The sequence below is a fragment of the Paraburkholderia diazotrophica genome (genome assembly GCF_038900755.1).
GTDB lineage: Bacteria > Pseudomonadota > Gammaproteobacteria > Burkholderiales > Burkholderiaceae > Paraburkholderia > Paraburkholderia diazotrophica_A.
Genome location: NZ_JBBPEN010000024.1, coordinates 21442 through 41465, shown reverse-complemented (window position 1 = coordinate 41465; position 20024 = coordinate 21442). Strand labels below are relative to the sequence as shown.

Below are 20024 nucleotides of genomic sequence, written 5' to 3'. Positions count from 1 at the left end.
ACATCGCCGGACAACCGCATCACTGCCGGCCCTCCCGCCTTTCCCGCTTCCCTCGCGCCGCGGCGTCCGCCGCGCGAAAGAGCGAGATTCTAGGCGCTCGCCTCCGCCGTTGCAAGCGGTTTTTCGATCATCGTCATCAACGATGTTTGAAGACGGGTTTGCGCTTCTCGACGAACGCAGCCATCCCTTCCTTCTGATCCTCGGTTGCGAACAACGAGTGGAACAGCCGGCGCTCGAAATGCACACCCTCGGCCAACGTTGTTTCGTAAGCGCGGTTGATGGACTCCTTCACCATCATCACCGCTGGCATCGGAAACTCGGCGATCGTCGCTGCCGCCGCAATGGCCTCATCGATCAACGTCGCTGGGGGAATCACACGCGACACCAACCCCGCGCGCTCGGCTTCAGCGGCATCCATAAACCGGGCCGTAAGGCACATATCCATCGCCTTCGCCTTCGATACTGCGCGCGGCAGTCGCTGAGTGCCGCCCGCCCCGGGCATGATCCCCAGCTTGATTTCCGGCTGACCGAACTTTGCCGTGTCGGCTGCAAAGACGATGTCGCACGTCATCGCGAGCTCACAGCCACCACCCAAAGCAAATCCGGCCACTGCTGCGATGATCGGCTTCCGAATCGATCGGACGGCTTCCCAGTTTCGCGTGATGTAGTTGCCCTTGTAGACGTCCATATAGGAATACGTCGACATCATGCCGATGTCCGCACCCGCCGCAAACGCCTTTTCACTCCCGGTGATGACGATGGCGCCAATACCTTCGTCCGAGTCGAACGTGCGCAGCGCTTCACCCAACTCATCCATCAGAGCGTCGTTAAGCGCGTTGAGCGCTTTCGGACGGTTCAACGTAATAAGACCTACGCGGCCACGTGTCTCAACCAGAATGTTCTCGAAAGCCATGCACTCCTCCTAAGTGTTTACCTGCAGACGCGAGGGGCTCGCGCTGCATCCTAATAATGCTAACATTCACCAACCAACCGGTCGGTCAATGAATCGACAAGGTTTCCTCTAACGTTCAATGAGCACCTCGCCCGCTATGACCCATCCGCTATTTACGAAGCACGAAGACACGCTGCAGAAAGCGCTTACCGCCATCGAGACCCGCGGCTACTGGAGTCCGTTTCCGGAAGTGCCGAGTCCCAAAGTGTACGGGGAAACCGCGAACGCGGACGGCGAAGCGGCATTCAACGCACATCTGAACAAGACGTTCGAACTCGACCAGCCGAGTACGAGCGAGACCGCTGGTGCAGAACAATCGCCGTTCGGTTTTCCGCTTGGCATCCGCTACCCGAAATCAGAGCCGGATGCGCTGATTGCCGCTGCCGCCCAGGCACAACGCAAATGGCGCGAAGCCGGTCCGAAAGCGTGGATCGGCGTGAGCCTCGAAATCCTCGCGCGTATCAATCGCTCGAGCTTCGAGATCGGCTATAGCGTGATGCACACGACCGGCCAGGCTTTCATGATGGCGTTCCAGGCGGGTGGTCCACACGCCCAGGACCGCGCACTCGAAGCCATCGCCTACGCGTGGGACCAGCTGCGTCGCATTCCTGCCAATGCTCACTGGGAAAAACCGCAAGGCAAGAACCCGCCGCTCACGATGCAAAAGCGCTTTAACATCGTGCCGCGCGGGACGGCCCTCGTGCTCGGATGCTGCACGTTCCCGACGTGGAACGGCTACCCCGGCCTCTTCGCCGACCTTGCGACCGGCAACACTGTCATCGTCAAGCCGCATCCGGGCGCGATCCTTCCGCTCGCGATCACCGTGCGCATCGCCCGTGACGTGCTGCGTGAAGCCGGCTTCGATCCGAATGTCGTGACCTTGCTCGCGACCGATCCAAACGACGGAGAACTCGTCCAGAACCTCGCGCGCCGTCCGGAAATCAAGCTGATCGACTTCACGGGCAGCACGCAAAACGGTACCTGGCTGGAGCGCAACGCGCACCAGGCACAGGTGTTCACCGAAAAGGCCGGCGTCAATCAGATCGTGATCGACTCCGCCGACGACCTCAAATCGGTCGCGCGCAACATCGCCTTTTCGCTGGCCCTGTACTCGGGCCAGATGTGCACGGCTCCGCAAAACATCTACGTGCCGCGCGACGGCATTCGCACCGCCGAAGGCACCGTCACTTTCGATGCCGTCGCCGAGGCAATTGCCGGCGCTGTCCAGAAACTCTGCTCCGATCCTGCCCGCGCCGTCGAACTGCTCGGCGCGATCCAGAACGAAAGCGTGATTCAACGCATCGACGAAGCGTGCAAGCTCGGGCGTGTTCTCGCCGACAGCCAGTCACTCGACCACCCGGCGTTCGCAGGCGCCCGCGTGCGCACCCCGCTGGTTCTGCAACTCGATGCCGCGAAAGACGAAGCTCAGTTCACACGCGAATGGTTCGGCCCGATCTCCTTCGTGATCGCGACTGACTCGACGGAACAGTCGCTCGAACTGGCCGGCCGTATCGCCGCCGAGCACGGCGCGCTGACTCTTTCTGTCTACAGCACCGACGACAAGGTGGTCGAAGCGGCCGAGGAAGCGTCGATTCGCGGCGGCGTTGCGCTGTCCATCAACCTGACGGGCGGCGTGTTCGTCAATCAGTCGGCAGCGTTCTCGGACTTCCACGGCACGGGCGCCAACCCGGCCGCCAACGCCGCGCTCGCCGACGCAGCCTTCGTGGCGAATCGCTTCCGCGTCGTTCAAAGCCGGGTTCATGTTGAACCGAAGGCTGTTCCGGCGTAAGTCGACCGAACGATATAGGACGTTCGACCGACGTTTTGGCCTATGACGTACGGCCGACTGATCGCGCGCCAAACGTCGCTCTAACATGCAGTCCATGGGCCGGTGTCCGCGCCGGCCCCTCTTCGCAGGAACTCAGACATGACTGACGCCTTTATCTGTGACGCTATCCGCACTCCCTTCGGCCGCTATGGCGGCGCCCTGAAAGATGTCCGCGCCGACGACCTCGGCGCCGTTCCGATCAAGGCGCTGATCGAACGAAACCCGGGCGTGGACTGGCGCGCGCTCGACGACGTGATCTACGGCTGCGCGAATCAGGCGGGCGAAGATAACCGCAATGTCGCGCGCATGTCAGCGCTGCTCGCAGGACTGCCGACGGATGCGCCCGGCGCGACGATCAACCGTCTGTGCGGATCGGGCATGGACGCAGTCGGTACGGCAGCCCGCGCCATCAAAGCCGGCGAAGCGAAATTGATGATCGCAGGCGGCGTGGAAAGCATGACACGCGCGCCGTTCGTGATGGGCAAGGCAACGTCCGCGTTTTCGCGGCAATCCGAAATCTATGACACGACGATTGGCTGGCGCTTCGTCAATGCCCAGATGAAGCGCGATTACGGCGTCGACTCAATGCCCGAAACAGCAGAAAACGTCGCCGTCGACTTCAACGTGAGTCGCGCCGATCAGGACGCGTTCGCGTTGCGCAGCCAGCAGAAGGCCGCCCGCGCGCAACGCGACGGTACGCTCGCGCAGGAAATCGTCGCCGTCGAGATCCCGCAGAAAAAGGGCGAGCCGGTTCGCGTGACACTCGACGAGCACCCGCGCGAAACATCGCTCGAAGCGCTCGGCAAGCTGAAGGGCGTCATGCGCCCGGATGGATCGGTAACGGCGGGCAACGCATCGGGCGTCAACGACGGCGCGTGCGCGCTACTGCTCGCCAATCAGGCCGCCGCAGACCAATATGGCCTGCGCCGCCGCGCCCGCGTGCTCGGCATGGCGACGGCCGGCGTCGAGCCGCGCATCATGGGCATCGGCCCCGCGCCCGCCACGCAAAAACTCCTGAAGCAGCTCGACATGACGCTCGACCAGTTCGACGTCATCGAACTCAATGAGGCGTTCGCATCGCAAGGTCTTGCCGTTCTGCGTCAACTCGGCGTGCGCGACGACGACCCGCGAGTGAATCCGAACGGCGGCGCCATTGCGCTTGGCCATCCGCTCGGCGCGTCGGGTGCGCGTCTGATCACGACGGCGCTGTATCAGCTTGAGCGCATCAATGGACGTTTTGCTCTGTGCACGATGTGCATTGGCGTCGGCCAGGGCATCGCGCTCGCCATCGAGCGCGTCTGAACGGCGCGACACTGAATTCCGTATGGAGACGAGGAGACAACCGATGCCATATGAAGCGATCCGCGTAGACATCGACGCGGCCACGCGCGTCGCAACTGTGACGCTGAACCGTCCCGACAAGCTGAACAGCTTCACGCGCGCGATGCATCAGGAACTGAGCGCGGCGCTGGACGAAGCCGAAGCGTCAGGCGCCCGCGCGCTCGTGCTGACGGGGGCGGGCCGCGGGTTCTGCGCCGGCCAGGATCTCGCCGATCTCGATTTCACGCCCGGCGCAATGACCGATTTGGGCGACCTGATCGACCAGCACTTCAATCCGTTGATCCGCCGCCTGCAAGCCCTTCCGCTGCCGGTGATCGCAGCCGTCAACGGCACCGCGGCAGGAGCCGGCGCGAATCTCGCGTTGGCATGCGACCTCGTGCTGGCCGCGCGCTCGGCGAACTTCATTCAGGCATTCGTGAAAATTGGCCTGGTGCCCGATTCCGGAGGCACGTGGTTCCTGCCGCAACGGGTCGGCATGGCGCGCGCGTTGGGTCTCGCGATCACGGGCGACAAGCTCAGCGCGGAAAAGGCGGAAAGCTGGGGCCTCATCTGGCAAGCCGTCGACGATGCCGACTTGCAAGCCACAGCAGCCACATTGGCGGCGCAACTCGCGCAGCAGCCGACGCGTGCCATCGCGGCGATCAAGCAGGCCATGCGGGCAAGCGCGACCCAATCACTCGACCAGCAACTCGATCTCGAACGCGACATGCAGCGCGAACTAGGCGCATCGCATGACTATGAAGAAGGCGTCCGTGCGTTCATCGAAAAACGCGCGCCGCGCTTCGAGGGCCGCTGACATGTCCACGCAACCTGACCTGAGCAACACGATGACATCCGACGAACTCGCCCGCGCAACCGCCGACGCCATGTACGCCAAAGACGCCTGCAGCCAGGCGCTCGGCATCGAAATTGTCGAGGTACGCGCAGGCTTCGCGCGTATGCGCATGAGCGTGCGGCCCGAGTTCTTGAACGGGCATCAGATCTGTCACGGCGGACTGATGTTCACGCTCGCCGATACGGCCTTCGCCTTCGCCTGCAACTCGTACAACATCAGCACCGTCGCCGCGGGCTGCTCGATCGAGTTTCTGCGGCCGGTGCAAGGGGGCGACATCCTCACTGCGGAAGCGGTCGAGCAGACATTGAGCGGCCGCAGCGGCATCTACGACATTCGGGTCACGAATCGAGCAAACGAGACCGTTGCGATGTTTCGCGGCAAGTCCGCGCAGATCAAAGGCACGGTGATTCCCATCGACAACTGACGGGGCGCCCGATCGCGCCACAAATCACTGCTCCGCCTCTCGCGCGGCAACCTGTTCTGAAAGAAAGGAGACACCCGATGACTACCCCGCTCCCGCTCGATCCGATCGAAAAGGCGAGCCGCGACGAGCTCGCTGCGCTCCAGCTCGAACGGCTGAAATGGTCGCTCACGCATGCGTATGAAAATTCGCCCGTCTATCGTCGTAAGTTCGATGAAGCAGGCGTACATCCGTCAGAGCTGAAGTCGCTTTCCGACCTGTCGCGTTTCCCGTTCACCACGAAGAAGGATCTGCGCGACAACTATCCGTTCGGTCTCTTCGCCGTGCCACAGGAGCAGGTCTCGCGAATTCACGCGTCGTCGGGTACGACGGGCAAGCCGACCGTCGTCGGCTATACGGCGCGCGACATCGACAACTGGGCCAATCTCGTCGCGCGCTCGATTCGTGCGGCGGGCGCGCGGCGCGGCGACAAGGTACATGTGAGCTACGGCTACGGCCTCTTCACGGGCGGCCTCGGCGCGCACTATGGCGCCGAGCGTGCTGGCCTGACGGTGATTCCGTTCGGCGGCGGGCAAACCGAGAAGCAGGTGCAACTGATCCAGGATTTCCGCCCCGACATCATCATGGTGACGCCGAGCTACATGCTGTCGATCGCCGACGAACTGGAGCGCCAGGGCGTCGATCCCAGGGAATGCTCGCTGCGCATCGGCATCTTCGGCGCGGAACCATGGACCAACGACATGCGCCTCGCGATCGAAGAGCGGATGGGTATCGACGCAGTGGACATCTACGGTCTGTCCGAAGTGATGGGGCCGGGCGTGGCGTCGGAATGCGTCGAGACCAAAGACGGTCCGACGATCTGGGAAGACCACTTCTATCCGGAGATCATCAATCCCGAGACCGGCGAAGTGCTGCCGGACGGCGAACTCGGCGAACTCGTGTTCACGTCGCTGACGAAGGAAGCACTGCCCATCATCCGTTATCGCACTCGTGATCTCACGCGTCTGCTGCCAGGCACCGCGCGCACGATGCGTCGAATGGAAAAGATCACGGGCCGCTCGGACGACATGATGATCATCCGCGGCGTCAATGTGTTCCCAACGCAGATCGAAGAACTCCTGCTGAAGCAGCGCGCGCTGGCGCCGCATTATCAGATCGTGCTGACCAAGGAAGGCCCGCTCGACGTGATGACGCTGAACGTCGAACCGTGTCCGGAGACTGCACCGGATACGGCCGCGCTGAGCGCCGCGAAACAGGCGCTCGCGTACGACATCAAGGCGATGATCGGCGTCACCGCGAATGTCGTCGTACTGGCTGTCAACGGCATCGAGCGCTCAGTGGGCAAGGCGCGTCGCGTGGTGGACAAGCGCAAAGCGAATGCCTGACCATCGACGTTAGCGTGCGGAAGCAGAGCGCATAAGCAAAGCCCGACGGCAGCCATATGAGCCGCCGTCGGGCCGTTCATCGACAAGAGCATCAAGAGCGAAACCGAAGCTCAAGCGAAGAACAGCGCTTACGAATTAGGCAGCAGCAGCCACATCCGTCCAGCCTGTTTCATTTTCCCCGCCAGATCGCCGGCTTCATCGCCGAGGCCCCAGAAGTAGTCTGCGCGCACGCCGCCCTTGATCGCCGTGCCCGTATCCTGCGCGAACACCAGGCGATTCATCGGCGCATTGGTCATCGGACGCGTGGTCTGCAGGAACACTGGCGTGCCGAGCGGAATCGACGAAGGATCGACGGCGATCGACCGCTCGGGCGTCAGCGGCACGCCCAACGCGCCGATCGGACCATCGGCGCCGCCCGACGGCATCGGCTCGTTCGACGGCATCTCGCGGAAGAACACGAAGCGCGGGTTCGTATCGAGCAACGCATCGACACGCGTCGGGTTCGCTCGAGCCCAGCCCTTGATGCCTTGCATCGTCGCCTGTGCGGGCGTGAGTTCGCGTTGGTCAAGCAGCCATCTGCCAATCGACTTGTACGGCTGGTTGTTCGTCCCGCCGAAGCCGACGCGCATCACGCTGCCGTCTTCCATCACGATGCGTCCGGAGCCCTGAACCTGTAGAAAGAATGCCTCGATGGGGTCGTCCACCCAGACCAGCTCGTTGCCGTTCAGCACGCCCGAGCGCTCGAGTTGCGCGCGCGCCGGCAGAGGAGCGCCCGGACGATACGCAGAAGGCCAATGGTACAAGGCAGTCTGATACACGCCATGACGCACGCGCGAGCCGCGCAGCAACGGCTCGTAGTAGCCTGTCACGAGGCCGTCCAGCGTCCCGTCGGTATTGGCGAACTGAAACGGCGTGAAGTAGGTTTCGAAGAAGGTGCGCGCGCTGGAAACGTCGAGGTCGTCCAGCAGCAACGCCGCCGCGCATGCGCGCCGCCACGTCGGCTGGCTCGCGAGGCGCACGCAGTTCTGCCGCAGCGCCGCCGCCGCGCCGATCAGCGAATCGTCCTGCCAGCCCGGCACCTGTCGCCACGCAACGGCCGTCAGTCGCTGGGCGGACATCTGGCCGGGAATGATCGCCGCGCCCGTCGGCGGCGAAACGGACGGCCGCAACGCGCCGCCTCCCCCGCACGACGCGAGCAATACCGCCACCGACAGTGCCCCCGCCCAGGCGGCGGCCCGGCGGGCAAAGCGCATACAATGATTGTTCTTGATGGAAACTGCCATGTCTGATCTGTTCGACGAATACCCGATGCTCATCTTCGCGCTGGAGTCGCTCCTCGCGCTCTTCCTGCTGATTTTCATCGTTGTGTGGACGGCGTCCGGCAAGAAGAAAGCCGCACGCCAGAAGCAGGACGCGAAACCGGTCCCGCCGCAGCAGCAACCGCGTCGCTGACCCAACGCGCGCGGTACTTTCCGTTCAATGCAGCGTGCGCGGCATGCGCAAAACGAATTCCGGCACGGGCGCTTCCCAGCGCTCGCCATCCTCGGCAACGCAGAAATACTCCCCGCGCATGGTGCCGACGGGCGTCGCGATCACCGCATAGCTCGTGTATTCGAACTGCTCGCCGGGCTTCAGCAGCGGCTGATGCCCGACGACGCCCAGCCCTTTCACTTCCTGAACGCGATTTTCGCTATCCGTGATGATCCAGTGGCGCGCGATCAATTGCGCCGTTACCTGGCCGGTGTTGCGAATGCTCAGCGTATAGGCGAACGCGTACTTTCGATGCTCCGGGTCCGACTCTTCGGAGATATATCGGACTTGGGAGGAAACGCTAAATTCGTACTGGCTCATGCTGATTCGCCTGATTCCGATGGTGAGCAACGCGGGCTATCGACCGCGCGAGACCGTCTGCAGGCGGCTCGCGCGCTGATCGCGGCGCGCCCGCAGAGGCAATGACATGGTTTGGCATTCTGCTTCATGCCGCGCACGCTCGCAACCGCGTCGGCCGAATGGACGAGACCGGGACAAGACCGGGACAGGGCACTGACAGGCCGTCGAGCGGCACGGCCAGCCATCCGGATGACGCGTCTCGCTCACGGCCGCAGCGCGCATGACGGCGCTAAAATAACGGCTTTCCGTCTCCCGCCCTCCCCACAGCCATGACCCAATTCCGCATCGCTCCCAGCATCCTGTCCGCCGACTTCGCGCGGCTCGGGGAAGAAGTCCGCAACGTCGTCGCCGCTGGCGCCGACTGGATCCACTTCGACGTGATGGACAACCACTACGTACCGAACCTGACGATCGGCCCGCTCGTGTGCGAAGCGATCCGCCCGCACGTGCAGGTGCCCATCGACGTGCATCTGATGGTGCGCCCCGTCGACCGCATCGTGCCCGATTTCGCGAAGGCCGGCGCGAACGTGATCAGCTTTCATCCGGAAGGCTCGGATCACATCGACCGCACGCTGTCGTTGATTCGCGATCATGGCTGCAAGGCCGGACTCGTGTTCAATCCCGCCACGCCGCTGAATTACATCGATCACGTGATGGACAAGCTGGACCTGGTGCTGATCATGTCGGTGAATCCGGGCTTCGGCGGACAGTCATTCATTCCCGAGGCGCTGAACAAGCTGCGCGAAGCGCGCGCGCGCATCGACGCCTACAAGGAAAAGACCGGCCGCGAGATTCATCTCGAGGTGGACGGCGGCGTGAAAGTCGACAACATCGCGGAAATCGCGGCCGCTGGCGCGGACACGTTCGTCGCCGGCTCGGCGATCTTCGGCAAGCCCGATTACAAGTCGGTGATCGACCAGATGCGCGGCGCGCTGGCTTCCGTCGGGCGCTGAGATGGAGGCGACGTCCCGTTACCCCGCTCCCGCCTTTCCGGCCGGCAAGCTGCAAGCGGCCATCGTCGACCTCGACGGCACGATGGTCGATACGGCCGACGACTTCACGGCATCGCTGAATGGCATGCTCGCGCAACTCGACGCGGAAGAAACCACGCGCGAAGAAGTGATCGACTATGTCGGCAAGGGCTCCGAGCATCTGATCCGCAGCGTGCTCGCGCCGCGCTTCGAGACCGAACTGGCGCAGTCGCGATTCGACGAGGCGCTCGCGATCTATCAGGAGGAGTACGCGAAGATCAACGGTCTGCATACGCGGCTCTATCCCGATGTCGAGGCGGGCCTGATCGCGTTGCGCGACGCGGGGCTCAAGCTCGCGTGCGTGACCAACAAGCCGCATCGCTTCGCGACGCAGCTGCTCGAACGATATGGTCTGCTGCGCTACTTCGGCGTCGTGCTGGGCGGCGACAGCGTGGCGGCGAAAAAACCCGATCCGCTGCCGATGCTCACCGCCTGCGAAGCGCTGGACGTCGAGCCGAAGGCGGCCGTCGCGATCGGCGATTCGCAGAACGATGCGTTTGCGGGCCGCGCAGCCGGCATGGCGACGCTGACCGTCCCATACGGCTACAATCACGGCGAATCTGTTCAAACCATAAAATCCGATGGTATAGTTGCGTCGCTGTTGGGCGCCGCCAAGGCGATCGCAGCGCACAATGCAGTACAATCGGCAGCAGCATCTAATCCCTGACTTAACCAAGTCTTCCTCATGTTTCTGAATAAAAAACGGAGTCTGAGCACGATCGACCGGGGAGCCTGGCCCTGGCGTCGCTGGTCGCGCTGATACCTCGCCTGAGGTACGCTGAAGCTCGTCTTCGGCACCCGTTTTTTACTTCGCTGCGCTCACGCGCTTTTCCCGAACCGCCGCGATCGTCAATCGACCGGCTTAACTTCGCTGTACCGCGTTTCAGCTAGCCGTCGCGTACCTTGCGTACTATCGTCGTGCTGTGAAGCCGTGCAAGCGTCGTCGGGAAAGCGCGCGCCGGTTTCATCACCTGTGACGAGCACATTCGACCGGTAACGCAGCCCCGCTTTGTCCGACGCCCGCCGCGGCCGGACGCACGAACAGGATCGGAACATGACCGAACTCGAATTTCAGTCCCTCGCGAACGAGGGCTTCAATCGCATCCCGCTGATCGCCGAAGCGCTGGCCGACCTCGAAACGCCGCTCTCGCTGTACCTGAAGCTCGCGCAAACCGAGCGCAACGGCGCGAACTCGTTTCTGCTGGAATCGGTGGTGGGCGGCGAACGCTTCGGACGCTACTCGTTTATCGGACTGCCGGCGCGCACGCTGGTCCGCACGCGCAACGGCGTGACGGAAGTGGTGAAGGACGGCAAGGTCGTCGAGACGCACGACGGCGATCCGCTCGAATTCATCCAGCAGTTCCAGAGCCGTTTCAAGGTGGCGCTACGTCCGGGCCTGCCGCGTTTCGCGGGCGGTCTCGCCGGCTACTTCGGCTACGACGCCGTGCGCTACATCGAGAAAAAGCTCGCGCACACGGCCCCGCCCGACGATCTGAATCTGCCCGACATCCAGCTGCTGCTGACGGAAGAAGTCGCCGTCATCGACAACCTCGCTGGCAAGCTGTACCTCGTGATCTACGCCGATCCGACGACGCCCGAAGCGTACACGCGCGCGAAGCAGCGTCTGCGCGAACTGAAGCAGCGCCTGCGCACGACCGTGCAGCCGCCCGTCACGTCGGCGAGCGTGCGCACCGATATCTACCGCGAGTTCAAGAAGGAAGACTATCTCGCCGCCGTACGCAAGGCGAAGGAATACATCGCCGCCGGCGAACTGATGCAGGTGCAGGTCGGCCAGCGTCTGACCAAGCCGTATCGCGACAACCCGCTGTCGCTGTATCGCGCGCTGCGCTCGCTGAATCCGTCGCCGTACATGTATTACTACAACTTCGGCGAGTTTCATGTGGTCGGCGCGTCGCCGGAAATTCTCGTGCGCCAGGAAAAGCGCAACGAGGATCGCATCGTCACGATTCGTCCGCTCGCGGGCACGCGTCCGCGCGGCAACACGCCCGAGCGCGACGCCGAACTCGCGACTGAACTGCTGAACGACCCGAAGGAAATCGCCGAACACGTGATGCTGATCGACCTCGCGCGCAACGACGTGGGCCGCATCGCGCAGATCGGCTCGGTGGCCGTGACCGACAAGATGGTGATCGAAAAGTACTCGCACGTGCAGCACATCGTCAGTTCCGTCGAAGGCACGCTGAAGCCGGGCATGACCAACTTCGACGTGCTGCGCGCGACGTTCCCGGCGGGCACGCTGTCCGGCGCGCCGAAGGTACGCGCGATGGAACTGATCGACGAACTGGAGCCCGTGAAGCGCGGCCTCTACGGCGGCGCAGTCGGCTACCTGTCGTTCACGGGCGAAATGGACCTCGCGATCACGATCCGCACGGGCGTGATCGCCAACGGCAATCTGTATGTGCAGGCGGCGGCGGGCATCGTCGCCGACTCGGTGCCCGAATCCGAATGGCAAGAGACCGAGAACAAGGCGCGCGCCGTGCTGCGCGCCGCCGAGCAAGTGCAAGACGGCCTCGATAGCGACTTCTGACGGAGACTGACCATGCTGCTGATGATCGACAACTACGATTCGTTCACCTATAACCTGGTCCAGTACTTCGGCGAACTCGGCGAAGACGTGCGGACCTATCGCAACGACGAAATCACGCTGGACGAAATCGCCCGATTGAACCCCGAGCGCATTTGTCTCTCGCCGGGACCAAGCAATCCGCAACATGCGGGCATCACGCTCGACGTGCTGCGCGAATTCTCCGGCAAGTATCCGATTCTCGGCGTGTGCCTCGGCCATCAGGCGATCGGCGAGGCGTTCGGCGGCCGCGTCGTGCGCGCGAAGACGATCATGCACGGCAAGGTGAGCCAGATCGAAACCGATTGCAAAGGCGTATTCGCAGACCTGCCGAAGCATTTCACCGTCACGCGCTATCACTCGCTCGCGATCGAGCGCGAATCGCTGCCCGATTGTCTCGAAGTGTCCGCATGGACCGACGACGGCGAAATCATGGGCGTGCGTCACAAGACGCTGCCTGTGGAAGGCGTGCAGTTCCATCCGGAATCGATCCTGTCGGAACACGGCCACGCACTGCTCGAAAACTTCGTGAAGCAGTCGAAGGCGGCAGTTCGCACCGCATAAGCAGCGCACAAGGAGACATCACCATGATCACGCCACAAGAAGCGCTGCAACGCACGATCGAGCATCGCGAGATTTTCCACGACGAGATGCTGCACCTGATGCGCCTCATCATGCGCGGCGACATGTCGCCCGTGATGGCGGCCGCGATCATCACGGGGCTGCGCGTCAAAAAAGAGACCATCGGCGAAATCACCGCGGCCGCCACGGTGATGCGCGAGTTCGCGCGTCACGTCGACGTGGAGGACAACTCGAACTTCGTCGATATCGTCGGGACGGGCGGCGACGGATCGCACACGTTCAACATCTCGACGGCGACGATGTTCGTGTCGGCGGCAGCGGGCGCGAAGGTCGCGAAGCACGGCAATCGCGGCGTGTCGAGTAAATCCGGCAGCGCCGACGTGCTCGAAGCGCTCGGCGTCAACATCGATCTGCAACCGGAACAGGTGGCCGCGTCGATTGCCGAAACGGGCATGGGCTTCATGTTCGCGCCGAACCATCACCCGGCAATGAAAAACATCGCGCCCGTGCGCCGCGAACTCGGCGTGCGGACCATCTTCAACATCCTCGGTCCGCTGACGAACCCCGCCGGCGCGCCGAACCAGCTGCAAGGCGTGTTTCACCCGGATCTCGTCGGCATTCAGGTTCGCGTGATGGAGCGCCTCGGCGCAAAACACGTGCTGGTCGTGTATGGTATGGACGGCATGGATGAAGTGTCGCTGGGCGCAGCGACACTCGTCGGCGAACTGCGCGACGGCGAAGTGCGTGAGTACGAGATTCACCCGGAGGACTTCGGCATGCAGATGGTGTCGAACCGGACGCTGAAGGTCGCGGACGCCAACGAATCGAAGAAGCTGTTGCTCGAAGCGCTCGATAACAAGCCGGGCGTCGCACGAGAGATCGTCACGCTGAACGCGGGCACCGCGCTGTACGCGGCAAACGTCGTGGCATCGATCGCGGACGGCATTCACCAGGCCCGCGAAGCCATCGCCAGCGGCAAGGCGCGCGCGAAGGTCGACGAACTGGTCCGCTTCACCCAGCAATTCAAGCAATGACCACGCACTAGCCACGCATTAACCAACGCATCAATCAGGCTTTAACGACGCAACGGGATTCATATGAGCGACATTCTGGACCGCATCATCGACGTCAAGCGCGAAGAAGTGCGCATCGCGCAGCAAAGCGCGCCGCTCGAAGAATTGCGACTGCAAGCGTCGGCGCACGATCTGCGCGATTTCGTCGGTGCGATTCGCGCGAAACATGAGACCGGCCTCGCAGCCGTGATCTCCGAGGTCAAGAAAGCGAGCCCGTCGAAAGGCGTGCTGCGCGAGCATTTCGTGCCCGCCGACATCGCGCGTTCGTACGCGAAGCATGGCGCGGCATGTCTGTCCGTGCTCACCGACGCGCAGTTCTTCCAGGGCAGCGCGCAGTATCTGGAAGAGGCGCGCGCCGCATGCGCGCTGCCCGTCCTGCGCAAGGACTTCATCGTCGATCCGTACCAGATTCTCGAAGCGCGCGCGATGGGCGCCGACGCAATCCTGCTCATCGTCGCCGCGCTCGAAACCTCGCAGATGCAGGACCTCGAAGCGTACGCGCATTCGCTCGGCCTAGCCGTGCTCGTCGAAGTGCACGACAAGAACGAACTGATCGAAGCGCTCACGTTGAAGACGCCGCTGATCGGCGTGAACAATCGCAATCTGCGCACATTCGAAACGTCGATCGAAACGACGCTCGGCCTGCTCGACATGATCCCGAAGGACCGCATTGTCGTGACCGAGTCGGGCATCCTGTCGCGCGTCGACGTCGAGCGGATGCGCGCGATGGACGTGAACACGTTCCTCGTCGGCGAGGCGTTCATGCGCGCCGAAGAGCCGGGCGCGGAACTTGCGCGAATGTTCTTCTGACTCAGCGAGTTCGGGAGCGAAGCACGCGATGGGCATGGAACAGGAAATCAAGCTGTCGCTGCCTGCGGACCAGGTCGGCGCGGCGACGCAATGGTTCATCCAGCGCGCGGGCCGCGCGGGCCGCACGATCGCGCTGGAAAACAGCTACTTCGACACGCCGGCGCTGACGCTCGCGCGCGCGAAGAGCGCCGTGCGCGTGCGACGCACGCCGGACGGCTGGCTGCAGACCTACAAGACGGTCGGCACGTCGGTGGACGGCTTGCACAACCGGCACGAATGGGAATTGCCCGTCAAAGGCAATGCGCTCGAAGTCGATGCGCTGCTCGACGCCTGCGACGACGAGCCGTCGAAAGATGCATTGCGCCGCGCGCGCGACGAACTGATCCCGCTTTTCAGCACCAATTTCTCGCGAACGCTGTGGCATGTGAGCATCGAGGGCGCTGAGATCGAAGCGGCCATCGACCAGGGCGAAATCCGCGCTGACGTGAACGGCGAAACGCGCCGCGCGCCGATCTGCGAGATCGAGCTGGAGCTGAAGCACGGCGATGCGGGCGCGCTGCATGCGTTGTCAGCGGAACTGGCGAAAGCGATTCACGGCCTGCGCCCCGACGACATCAGCAAGGCGCAGCGCGGTTATCGTCTGCGCGAAGGCGGCAGCTTGCCGTAACGCGGCTCGCCGCGCTCAAGCCGCGAGGCGGGACGTGCACGCAGCGCGGCTTGAGCGCATGGGCATTTGCTGCCACACTAGCCCGCCATGAATTCCGCAAAACGCTCCCCTATCCAGCCGGCGCAGCCGTCCCTGTTCGCCGACGACGCCGACGCCGCGCCCTCTCCCGCCGCCGATATGCAGACGCTCGAATCGCAGTTCGACGCGCTGCCGCCCGCATGGCGCGCGCACCTGAAGCCTTTCATCGACAGCGACACCTATGCGCCGCTATGCCGTTTCGTCGACGGCGAGCGCGCGGCCGGAAAGACCGTCTATCCCGCTGACGTATTCCGCGCGCTGCGCCTGACGAGTCCCGACGACGTAAAAGTCGTGATCCTCGGCCAGGACCCGTATCACGGCGAAGACCGCGGCACGCCGCAGGCGCATGGACTGGCGTTTTCGGTGCCGCCGTCGGTGCGTCCGCCGCCGTCGCTGCGCAACATCTTCAAGGAAATCGCCGCAAGCCTCGGCTATGAAACGCCGCAGCACGGCTGCCTCGATGCGTGGGCCAAACAGGGCGTGCTGCTGCTCAACACAGTGCTGACCGTTGAACGCGATCGCGCCGCGAGCCACGCAAAGCGCGGCTGGGAAAAATGCACCGACACGCTGATCCACGAGCTTGCGATGCGTCACGACAATCTCGTCTTCATGCTGTGGGGCGCACATGCGCAAGCGAAGCGCGCGCTGCTCGATGGCAAGTCGCATTGCGTGCTCGAAGCGCCGCACCCGTCGCCGCTGTCCGCGCACCGGGGGTTCCTCGGTTGCCGGCACTTCGCGCTCGCCAACGAGTTTCTCGAAGCACACGACCGCGCGCCTATCGACTGGCGTTTGCCGGAAACCGGCGAAGTTTTTGCCTGAACCCGAGCCGCGCTGGAGCGTTGAAGCACCCATGAAGGGTGCCCGAACAATGCCGCGCAAAAACAAAAACGCCACGGAATCGTGTTCCGTGGCGTTTTTGTTTTGCCGGCGCGAGACGCGCCGACGAGCGGGCCGATGAGCGTATCGCGTCGACGGCCAGCTGCCGGCAGTTCTGAGCGCTTACGCTGCGGCGATCGCTTCGCGTGCGCCCGCCAGTGCTGCGGTCGCTGCGTCCGGGCCCATGTTCAGGCCTTCGGCGTAGATGAAGTTCACGTCGGTCATGCCGAGGAAGCCGAGGAACGTCTTCAGGTAAGGCGTCTGCGTGTCGGCGGGCGTGCCGACGAACTTGCCGCCGCGAGCCGAAACCACGAACACCTTCTTGCCGTTCACCAGGCCTTCAGGACCGTTCGCGCCGTACTTGAACGTGATGCCAGCGCGTGCGATGAAGTCAAAGTACGTCTTCAGTTGCGACGAGATGCCGAAGTTGTACAGCGGCGCGCCAATCACGACGATGTCGGCGGCTTGCAGTTCGGCGATCAGCGCTTCGCTGCGCGACGAGATCGCTTGCTGTTCAGCCGTGCGCTGCTCGGTCGGCGTGAAGAATGCGCCGAGGATCGTGTCGTCGAGGTGCGGCAGCGCCTCGTCGTGCAGGTTGCGGACGACGACTCGCGCACCCGGGTTCGATTGTTGCAGCTTTGCCGTCAGTTCGTTGGCGAGGAGCGTCGACTGAGCGCCTTGCGAGCGAGCCGACGAGTTGATTTGCAGGATCGTGGTCATCTGTGACTCCAGTGAGGGGCGCGCTGTGTTGCGCGAGTGGAGTCATTGTGTTTTTTTACCCGGCGCGGAAAAAGTACTGCGGCGACGACGGATTGTTGCATCGATAGAACAATCCGCCGTTCAGTTTCGACCGGCGGCAGCTGCCGGCAAGCGATGGCGCGCCCTTATTTCCCCAGCCAGCGCTTGCGCGCATTGCTCGCCGACGCGCGTCTGTCGTTCGACGTGAGCTTGTAGCGCGACACGTCGGGCCCATCGAGCTTGACCTGCGAAACGCGCAGCTCGTCGCGCCGGAACGCGTGCACTTCCACTTTGGCGCCGGGCACATAGCGCGACAGCAGCGCGTCGAGATTCGAGCCCGTCACGCGCAGCCCGTCGATCGCGATCAGCACGTCGCCTGCCGAAAGGCCCGCCTTCTGCGCCGCGCCGCCATCGTAGACGGCCGCGAGCGAGCAGTCCGCGCCGTTACGCACGCGCGCGCCGAGCGACGGCTTCGCCTTCGCGTCGACGTCCGCCTCGAGCGTCACGCCGAACGGTTCGAGCAGCGTGTCGAGCGGCAGATCGCGCGTGCCGCGCACGCCTTCCGCGAAAAGCTCGGACAGATCGGCGCCCGTCGCTTCGGCGAACAGCGCCTCGACCTCCGATTCTTCGATGCCGTTTGCCTTGCCGCGATAGAAGTCGCGCCCGTAGCGTTGCCACAAGAGGCGCATCACGTCATCGAGCGACTTGCGGTTCTGCGTTTGTGCGCGAATCGTCAGATCGAAAGCGAGCGCGACCAGCGAGCCCTTCGTGTAGTAGCTGACGATCGCGTTCGCGGCGTTCTCGTCCTGACGGTAGTACTTGACCCATGCGTCGAACGAGCTTTCGGCGACCGTCTGCTTCAGACGTCCGCTGCCGCGCAGCACGCCGCCGATCGTCTTGCCGAGCAGCGTGAAGTAATCGGATTCCTTGATCAGACCGCTGCGCACCAGCATCAGATCGTCGTAGTACGACGTGAAGCCCTCGAAGAGCCACAGCAGCGACGTGTAGTTTTCCTGCGTCAGGTCGTACGGCGCGAACGGCGCGGGCTTGATGCGCTTCACGTTCCACGTGTGGAAGTACTCGTGGCTGCACAGGCCCAGATACGTGCGATAGCCGTCCGTCATCTCGTCGCGGCCGACAACGGGCAAATCCGAACGGTTGCAGATCAGCGCCGTCGATGCGCGATGCTCGAGCCCGCCGTAGCCGTCGCTGACGGCCTGGGTCATGAACACGTAGCGGTCCATCGGCGCTTTTTTCGAACGCGGCTCGAACAGCGCGATCTGCGCCTCGCACACACGCTTCAGATCCGCTGATAGCCGCGTCATATCGAGCCCGATCACGCGCCCCGCGATCACGATGTCATGCGGCACGCCGTGCGCCTTGAAGGTTGCGAGCGCGAATTCGCCGAGCGTGACGGGATGATCGATCAACTCGTCGTAGTTCTGCGCGGTGTACTCGCCGAACGCGTAGCGCTTCGTGCCGCGCGCTTCCGTCAGCGCGGTCGCGACCCGCCAGTTGCCGAACTGCGGGCCCGCCGGCTTCTGGATATCGACGACGCACCGCGCGTCCTCGAAACCGAGCGGCGAAAGAAACACGCTCGTGCCGTTGAAGAAACCCGTCGTGTCGTCCAGATGCGCGGCCCGCACCGACATGTCCCACGCGTACACCTCGTAGCGCAGCGTCAGCGCGCCTTTCATGGGCGCGGCCTGCCACGTTTGCTTGTCGGTCTTTTCGATGCGCACCTTGCGGCCCGCATCGTTGAACGCGCGCAGCGTGACGACGTTGCGCGCGAACTCGCGGACCATGTAGCTGCCCGGAATCCAGACGGGCAGCATGAAGCGCTGGCCCGACGGATCGGGCTCGGCGACGGTGACGGTGACTTCGAAAATATGGGCGGCGGGCTGCTTCGGAACGATGGTGTAGCGGATCGGCTTCATCGGCGCTCGTGTGTGAAAACTCGGGGAGGGATTCGGAAGGTTCAAACGGGCAGCAACGGTGCTGCATGTGATTGGAGGCGCCGCGCGCCTCCTTGTTCAGACGGATTCGGACTGACGATGCGCGTCGCTCAGCGCGCCGACGAGAGCGCCTTGTCCAGTTCTTCCGCGGGCACGGCGCCCGGCAGGCGGCGGCCGTCGGCGAGGAAGATGGTCGGCGTGCCGCTCACGTTCATCGATTGGCCGAGCTTCAGGTTCTTGTCGATGGCAGCCGTATCGCACGTGCCTGGCGCGGTCGGCGCGCGGCGGTCCTGCATCCACGCTTCCCAGGCCTTCGCGCGGTCGGCGGAACACCAGATCGACTTCGACTTCACCGTCGAGTCCGGCGACAGAACCGGGTACAGGAACGTGTAGACGGTGATGTTATCCATTGACTTCAGCGTCGATTCGAGCTGCTTGCAGTACGGGCAGTTCGGATCGGAGAACACGGCGATCTTGCGGCTGCCGTTGCCCTTCACCACCTTCACCGCGTCGGCGAACGGCAGATTCGCGAAGTCGATGCGGTTGACCTCCGACAGACGCGCCTCCGTCAGGTTCTTGCGCGTCTTCGAATCGACCATGTCGCCGAGCAGCAGATAGTCGCCCGTCGCGTCGCTGTAGATGATCTGCGAGCCGATGTTCACTTCGTACAGGCCCGCGATCGGCGACTTTGTCACGCTCTTGATCGACGCTTCGGCGAGGCGCGATTGCAGCGTTGCCTTGAGCTTGTCGGTGGTCTGGTCGGCCTGCGCGGAACAGCCGAGCGCGGCCGTCACGACGGCCAGCGCCAGCGCGGCGATGCGGATACGTTGCTTCATGCTGCTACTCCTGATTCGATTTGGGCGCCGACGTTCGCGGCCTTCTGCCGCCTGCGACGCCCGTGTTTATGTTCCGCCCGTGTTCCCGATCGTGCTTGCGTCGCACCGGGAGCCGCATTACGGATGGTATGGGATGGTATGC

General features: G+C 63.6%; 20 protein-coding genes. 14 read left to right on the top strand and 6 right to left on the bottom strand.

What is annotated here, in order from left to right; genetic code table 11:
* Positions 1-136: 136 nt before the first annotated feature.
* Positions 137-913, bottom strand: a complete 777-nt coding sequence (locus tag AABE10_RS34745) for an enoyl-CoA hydratase (RefSeq protein ID WP_342937602.1) — start codon at positions 911-913, stop codon at positions 137-139.
* 136 nt (positions 914-1049) lie between these two features.
* Here AABE10_RS34745 and paaN point away from each other — a divergent pair, with 136 nt between their 5' ends.
* The 5 genes from paaN (at position 1050) to paaK (ending at position 6762) form a co-directional block, all read left to right on the top strand.
* The gene (gene paaN, locus AABE10_RS34740) at positions 1050-2741 is read left to right on the top strand and encodes a phenylacetic acid degradation protein PaaN (protein WP_342937601.1); all 1692 of its coding nucleotides are present in this window, start codon (positions 1050-1052) and stop codon (positions 2739-2741) included.
* Between the two features lie 138 nt (positions 2742-2879).
* Positions 2880-4082 carry a 3-oxoadipyl-CoA thiolase gene (pcaF, locus tag AABE10_RS34735; protein WP_342937600.1) on the top strand — a complete coding sequence of 401 codons (1203 nt, stop codon included), beginning with the start codon at positions 2880-2882 and terminating at the stop codon, positions 4080-4082.
* Between the two features lie 43 nt (positions 4083-4125).
* Entirely contained in the window at positions 4126-4917 is a 792-nt protein-coding gene (gene paaG, locus AABE10_RS34730; protein WP_342937599.1) for a 2-(1,2-epoxy-1,2-dihydrophenyl)acetyl-CoA isomerase PaaG, read from the top strand.
* A gap of 1 nt (position 4918) precedes the next feature.
* Positions 4919-5380: a hydroxyphenylacetyl-CoA thioesterase PaaI gene (gene paaI, locus AABE10_RS34725; RefSeq protein ID WP_342937598.1), complete on the top strand. Its 462-nt coding sequence runs from the start codon at positions 4919-4921 to the stop codon at positions 5378-5380.
* A 77-nt stretch (positions 5381-5457) separates the two neighbouring features.
* Positions 5458-6762, top strand: a complete 1305-nt coding sequence (gene paaK / locus AABE10_RS34720; RefSeq protein WP_342937597.1) for a phenylacetate--CoA ligase PaaK — start codon at positions 5458-5460, stop codon at positions 6760-6762.
* Between the two features lie 128 nt (positions 6763-6890).
* On the opposite strand, the gene mltA is transcribed toward paaK, so the two are convergent.
* Entirely contained in the window at positions 6891-8123 is a 1233-nt protein-coding gene (mltA, locus tag AABE10_RS34715; protein WP_342937596.1) for a murein transglycosylase A, read from the bottom strand.
* On the opposite strand from mltA, the gene AABE10_RS34710 reads away from it, so the two are divergent.
* Positions 8044-8214, top strand: a complete 171-nt coding sequence (locus AABE10_RS34710) for a hypothetical protein (RefSeq protein WP_342937595.1) — start codon at positions 8044-8046, stop codon at positions 8212-8214. The genes mltA and AABE10_RS34710 overlap by 80 nt on opposite strands.
* Positions 8215-8238: 24 nt before the next feature.
* Here the strand turns inward: AABE10_RS34710 and apaG are convergent, their stop codons facing one another.
* Positions 8239-8613, bottom strand: coding sequence for a Co2+/Mg2+ efflux protein ApaG (gene apaG, locus AABE10_RS34705; protein WP_087732412.1), 375 nt, complete (start codon positions 8611-8613; stop codon positions 8239-8241).
* Between the two features lie 308 nt (positions 8614-8921).
* Here apaG and rpe point away from each other — a divergent pair, with 308 nt between their 5' ends.
* The 8 genes from rpe to AABE10_RS34665 all read left to right on the top strand — a co-directional run bounded on the left by rpe (position 8922) and on the right by AABE10_RS34665 (position 16296).
* A complete protein-coding gene (gene rpe / locus AABE10_RS34700; protein ID WP_087732413.1) occupies positions 8922-9605 on the top strand; it encodes a ribulose-phosphate 3-epimerase in 684 nt (227 codons plus the stop codon).
* A gap of 1 nt (position 9606) precedes the next feature.
* On the top strand, positions 9607-10350 hold the full coding sequence (locus AABE10_RS34695) for a phosphoglycolate phosphatase (protein WP_342937594.1): 744 nt from the start codon (positions 9607-9609) through the stop codon (positions 10348-10350).
* A gap of 387 nt (positions 10351-10737) precedes the next feature.
* Positions 10738-12231: an anthranilate synthase component I gene (trpE, locus tag AABE10_RS34690; RefSeq protein ID WP_342937593.1), complete on the top strand. Its 1494-nt coding sequence runs from the start codon at positions 10738-10740 to the stop codon at positions 12229-12231.
* A 12-nt stretch (positions 12232-12243) separates the two neighbouring features.
* On the top strand, positions 12244-12831 hold the full coding sequence (locus tag AABE10_RS34685) for an aminodeoxychorismate/anthranilate synthase component II (RefSeq protein WP_342937592.1): 588 nt from the start codon (positions 12244-12246) through the stop codon (positions 12829-12831).
* A 23-nt stretch (positions 12832-12854) separates the two neighbouring features.
* Positions 12855-13883 (top strand): anthranilate phosphoribosyltransferase, encoded by a 1029-nt coding sequence (gene trpD, locus AABE10_RS34680; RefSeq protein WP_342937591.1) that lies wholly within the window; start codon positions 12855-12857, stop codon positions 13881-13883.
* A 63-nt stretch (positions 13884-13946) separates the two neighbouring features.
* On the top strand, positions 13947-14732 hold the full coding sequence (trpC, locus tag AABE10_RS34675; protein ID WP_342937590.1) for an indole-3-glycerol phosphate synthase TrpC: 786 nt from the start codon (positions 13947-13949) through the stop codon (positions 14730-14732).
* Between the two features lie 28 nt (positions 14733-14760).
* A complete protein-coding gene (locus AABE10_RS34670; RefSeq protein WP_342937589.1) occupies positions 14761-15399 on the top strand; it encodes a CYTH domain-containing protein in 639 nt (212 codons plus the stop codon).
* Positions 15400-15486: 87 nt separating this feature from the next.
* A complete protein-coding gene (locus AABE10_RS34665; protein WP_342937588.1) occupies positions 15487-16296 on the top strand; it encodes a uracil-DNA glycosylase in 810 nt (269 codons plus the stop codon).
* Between the two features lie 180 nt (positions 16297-16476).
* Here AABE10_RS34665 and AABE10_RS34660 read toward each other — a convergent pair whose 3' ends face one another.
* From AABE10_RS34660 to AABE10_RS34650, 3 genes are all read right to left on the bottom strand, one after another.
* Positions 16477-17073: an FMN-dependent NADH-azoreductase gene (locus tag AABE10_RS34660; protein WP_342937587.1), complete on the bottom strand. Its 597-nt coding sequence runs from the start codon at positions 17071-17073 to the stop codon at positions 16477-16479.
* Positions 17074-17237: 164 nt separating this feature from the next.
* On the bottom strand, positions 17238-19028 hold the full coding sequence (locus tag AABE10_RS34655) for a PDZ domain-containing protein (protein ID WP_342937586.1): 1791 nt from the start codon (positions 19026-19028) through the stop codon (positions 17238-17240).
* Between the two features lie 128 nt (positions 19029-19156).
* Positions 19157-19882 carry a DsbC family protein gene (locus AABE10_RS34650; RefSeq protein WP_342937585.1) on the bottom strand — a complete coding sequence of 242 codons (726 nt, stop codon included), beginning with the start codon at positions 19880-19882 and terminating at the stop codon, positions 19157-19159.
* Positions 19883-20024 lie beyond the last annotated feature (142 nt).

What these genes read in the sequence shown, in the direction of transcription:
- AABE10_RS34745 (WP_342937602.1), bottom strand. Translation starts at nt 913, where the DNA reads ATGGCTTTCGAGAACATTCTGGTTGAGACACGTGGCCGCGTAGGTCTT.
- trpE (WP_342937593.1), top strand. Translation starts at nt 10,738, where the DNA reads ATGACCGAACTCGAATTTCAGTCCCTCGCGAACGAGGGCTTCAATCGC.
- AABE10_RS34665 (WP_342937588.1), top strand. Translation starts at nt 15,487, where the DNA reads ATGAATTCCGCAAAACGCTCCCCTATCCAGCCGGCGCAGCCGTCCCTG.
- AABE10_RS34655 (WP_342937586.1), bottom strand. Translation starts at nt 19,028, where the DNA reads ATGAAGCCGATCCGCTACACCATCGTTCCGAAGCAGCCCGCCGCCCAT.
- AABE10_RS34650 (WP_342937585.1), bottom strand. Translation starts at nt 19,882, where the DNA reads ATGAAGCAACGTATCCGCATCGCCGCGCTGGCGCTGGCCGTCGTGACG.
- trpC (WP_342937590.1), top strand. Translation starts at nt 13,947, where the DNA reads ATGAGCGACATTCTGGACCGCATCATCGACGTCAAGCGCGAAGAAGTG.
- paaG (WP_342937599.1), top strand. Translation starts at nt 4,126, where the DNA reads ATGCCATATGAAGCGATCCGCGTAGACATCGACGCGGCCACGCGCGTC.
- AABE10_RS34685 (WP_342937592.1), top strand. Translation starts at nt 12,244, where the DNA reads ATGCTGCTGATGATCGACAACTACGATTCGTTCACCTATAACCTGGTC.
- paaN (WP_342937601.1), top strand. Translation starts at nt 1,050, where the DNA reads ATGACCCATCCGCTATTTACGAAGCACGAAGACACGCTGCAGAAAGCG.
- AABE10_RS34660 (WP_342937587.1), bottom strand. Translation starts at nt 17,073, where the DNA reads ATGACCACGATCCTGCAAATCAACTCGTCGGCTCGCTCGCAAGGCGCT.
- rpe (WP_087732413.1), top strand. Translation starts at nt 8,922, where the DNA reads ATGACCCAATTCCGCATCGCTCCCAGCATCCTGTCCGCCGACTTCGCG.
- paaI (WP_342937598.1), top strand. Translation starts at nt 4,919, where the DNA reads ATGTCCACGCAACCTGACCTGAGCAACACGATGACATCCGACGAACTC.
- mltA (WP_342937596.1), bottom strand. Translation starts at nt 8,123, where the DNA reads ATGAAAATCAGCAGGAAGAGCGCGAGGAGCGACTCCAGCGCGAAGATG.
- AABE10_RS34710 (WP_342937595.1), top strand. Translation starts at nt 8,044, where the DNA reads ATGTCTGATCTGTTCGACGAATACCCGATGCTCATCTTCGCGCTGGAG.
- paaK (WP_342937597.1), top strand. Translation starts at nt 5,458, where the DNA reads ATGACTACCCCGCTCCCGCTCGATCCGATCGAAAAGGCGAGCCGCGAC.
- AABE10_RS34695 (WP_342937594.1), top strand. Translation starts at nt 9,607, where the DNA reads ATGGAGGCGACGTCCCGTTACCCCGCTCCCGCCTTTCCGGCCGGCAAG.
- AABE10_RS34670 (WP_342937589.1), top strand. Translation starts at nt 14,761, where the DNA reads ATGGGCATGGAACAGGAAATCAAGCTGTCGCTGCCTGCGGACCAGGTC.
- trpD (WP_342937591.1), top strand. Translation starts at nt 12,855, where the DNA reads ATGATCACGCCACAAGAAGCGCTGCAACGCACGATCGAGCATCGCGAG.
- apaG (WP_087732412.1), bottom strand. Translation starts at nt 8,613, where the DNA reads ATGAGCCAGTACGAATTTAGCGTTTCCTCCCAAGTCCGATATATCTCC.
- pcaF (WP_342937600.1), top strand. Translation starts at nt 2,880, where the DNA reads ATGACTGACGCCTTTATCTGTGACGCTATCCGCACTCCCTTCGGCCGC.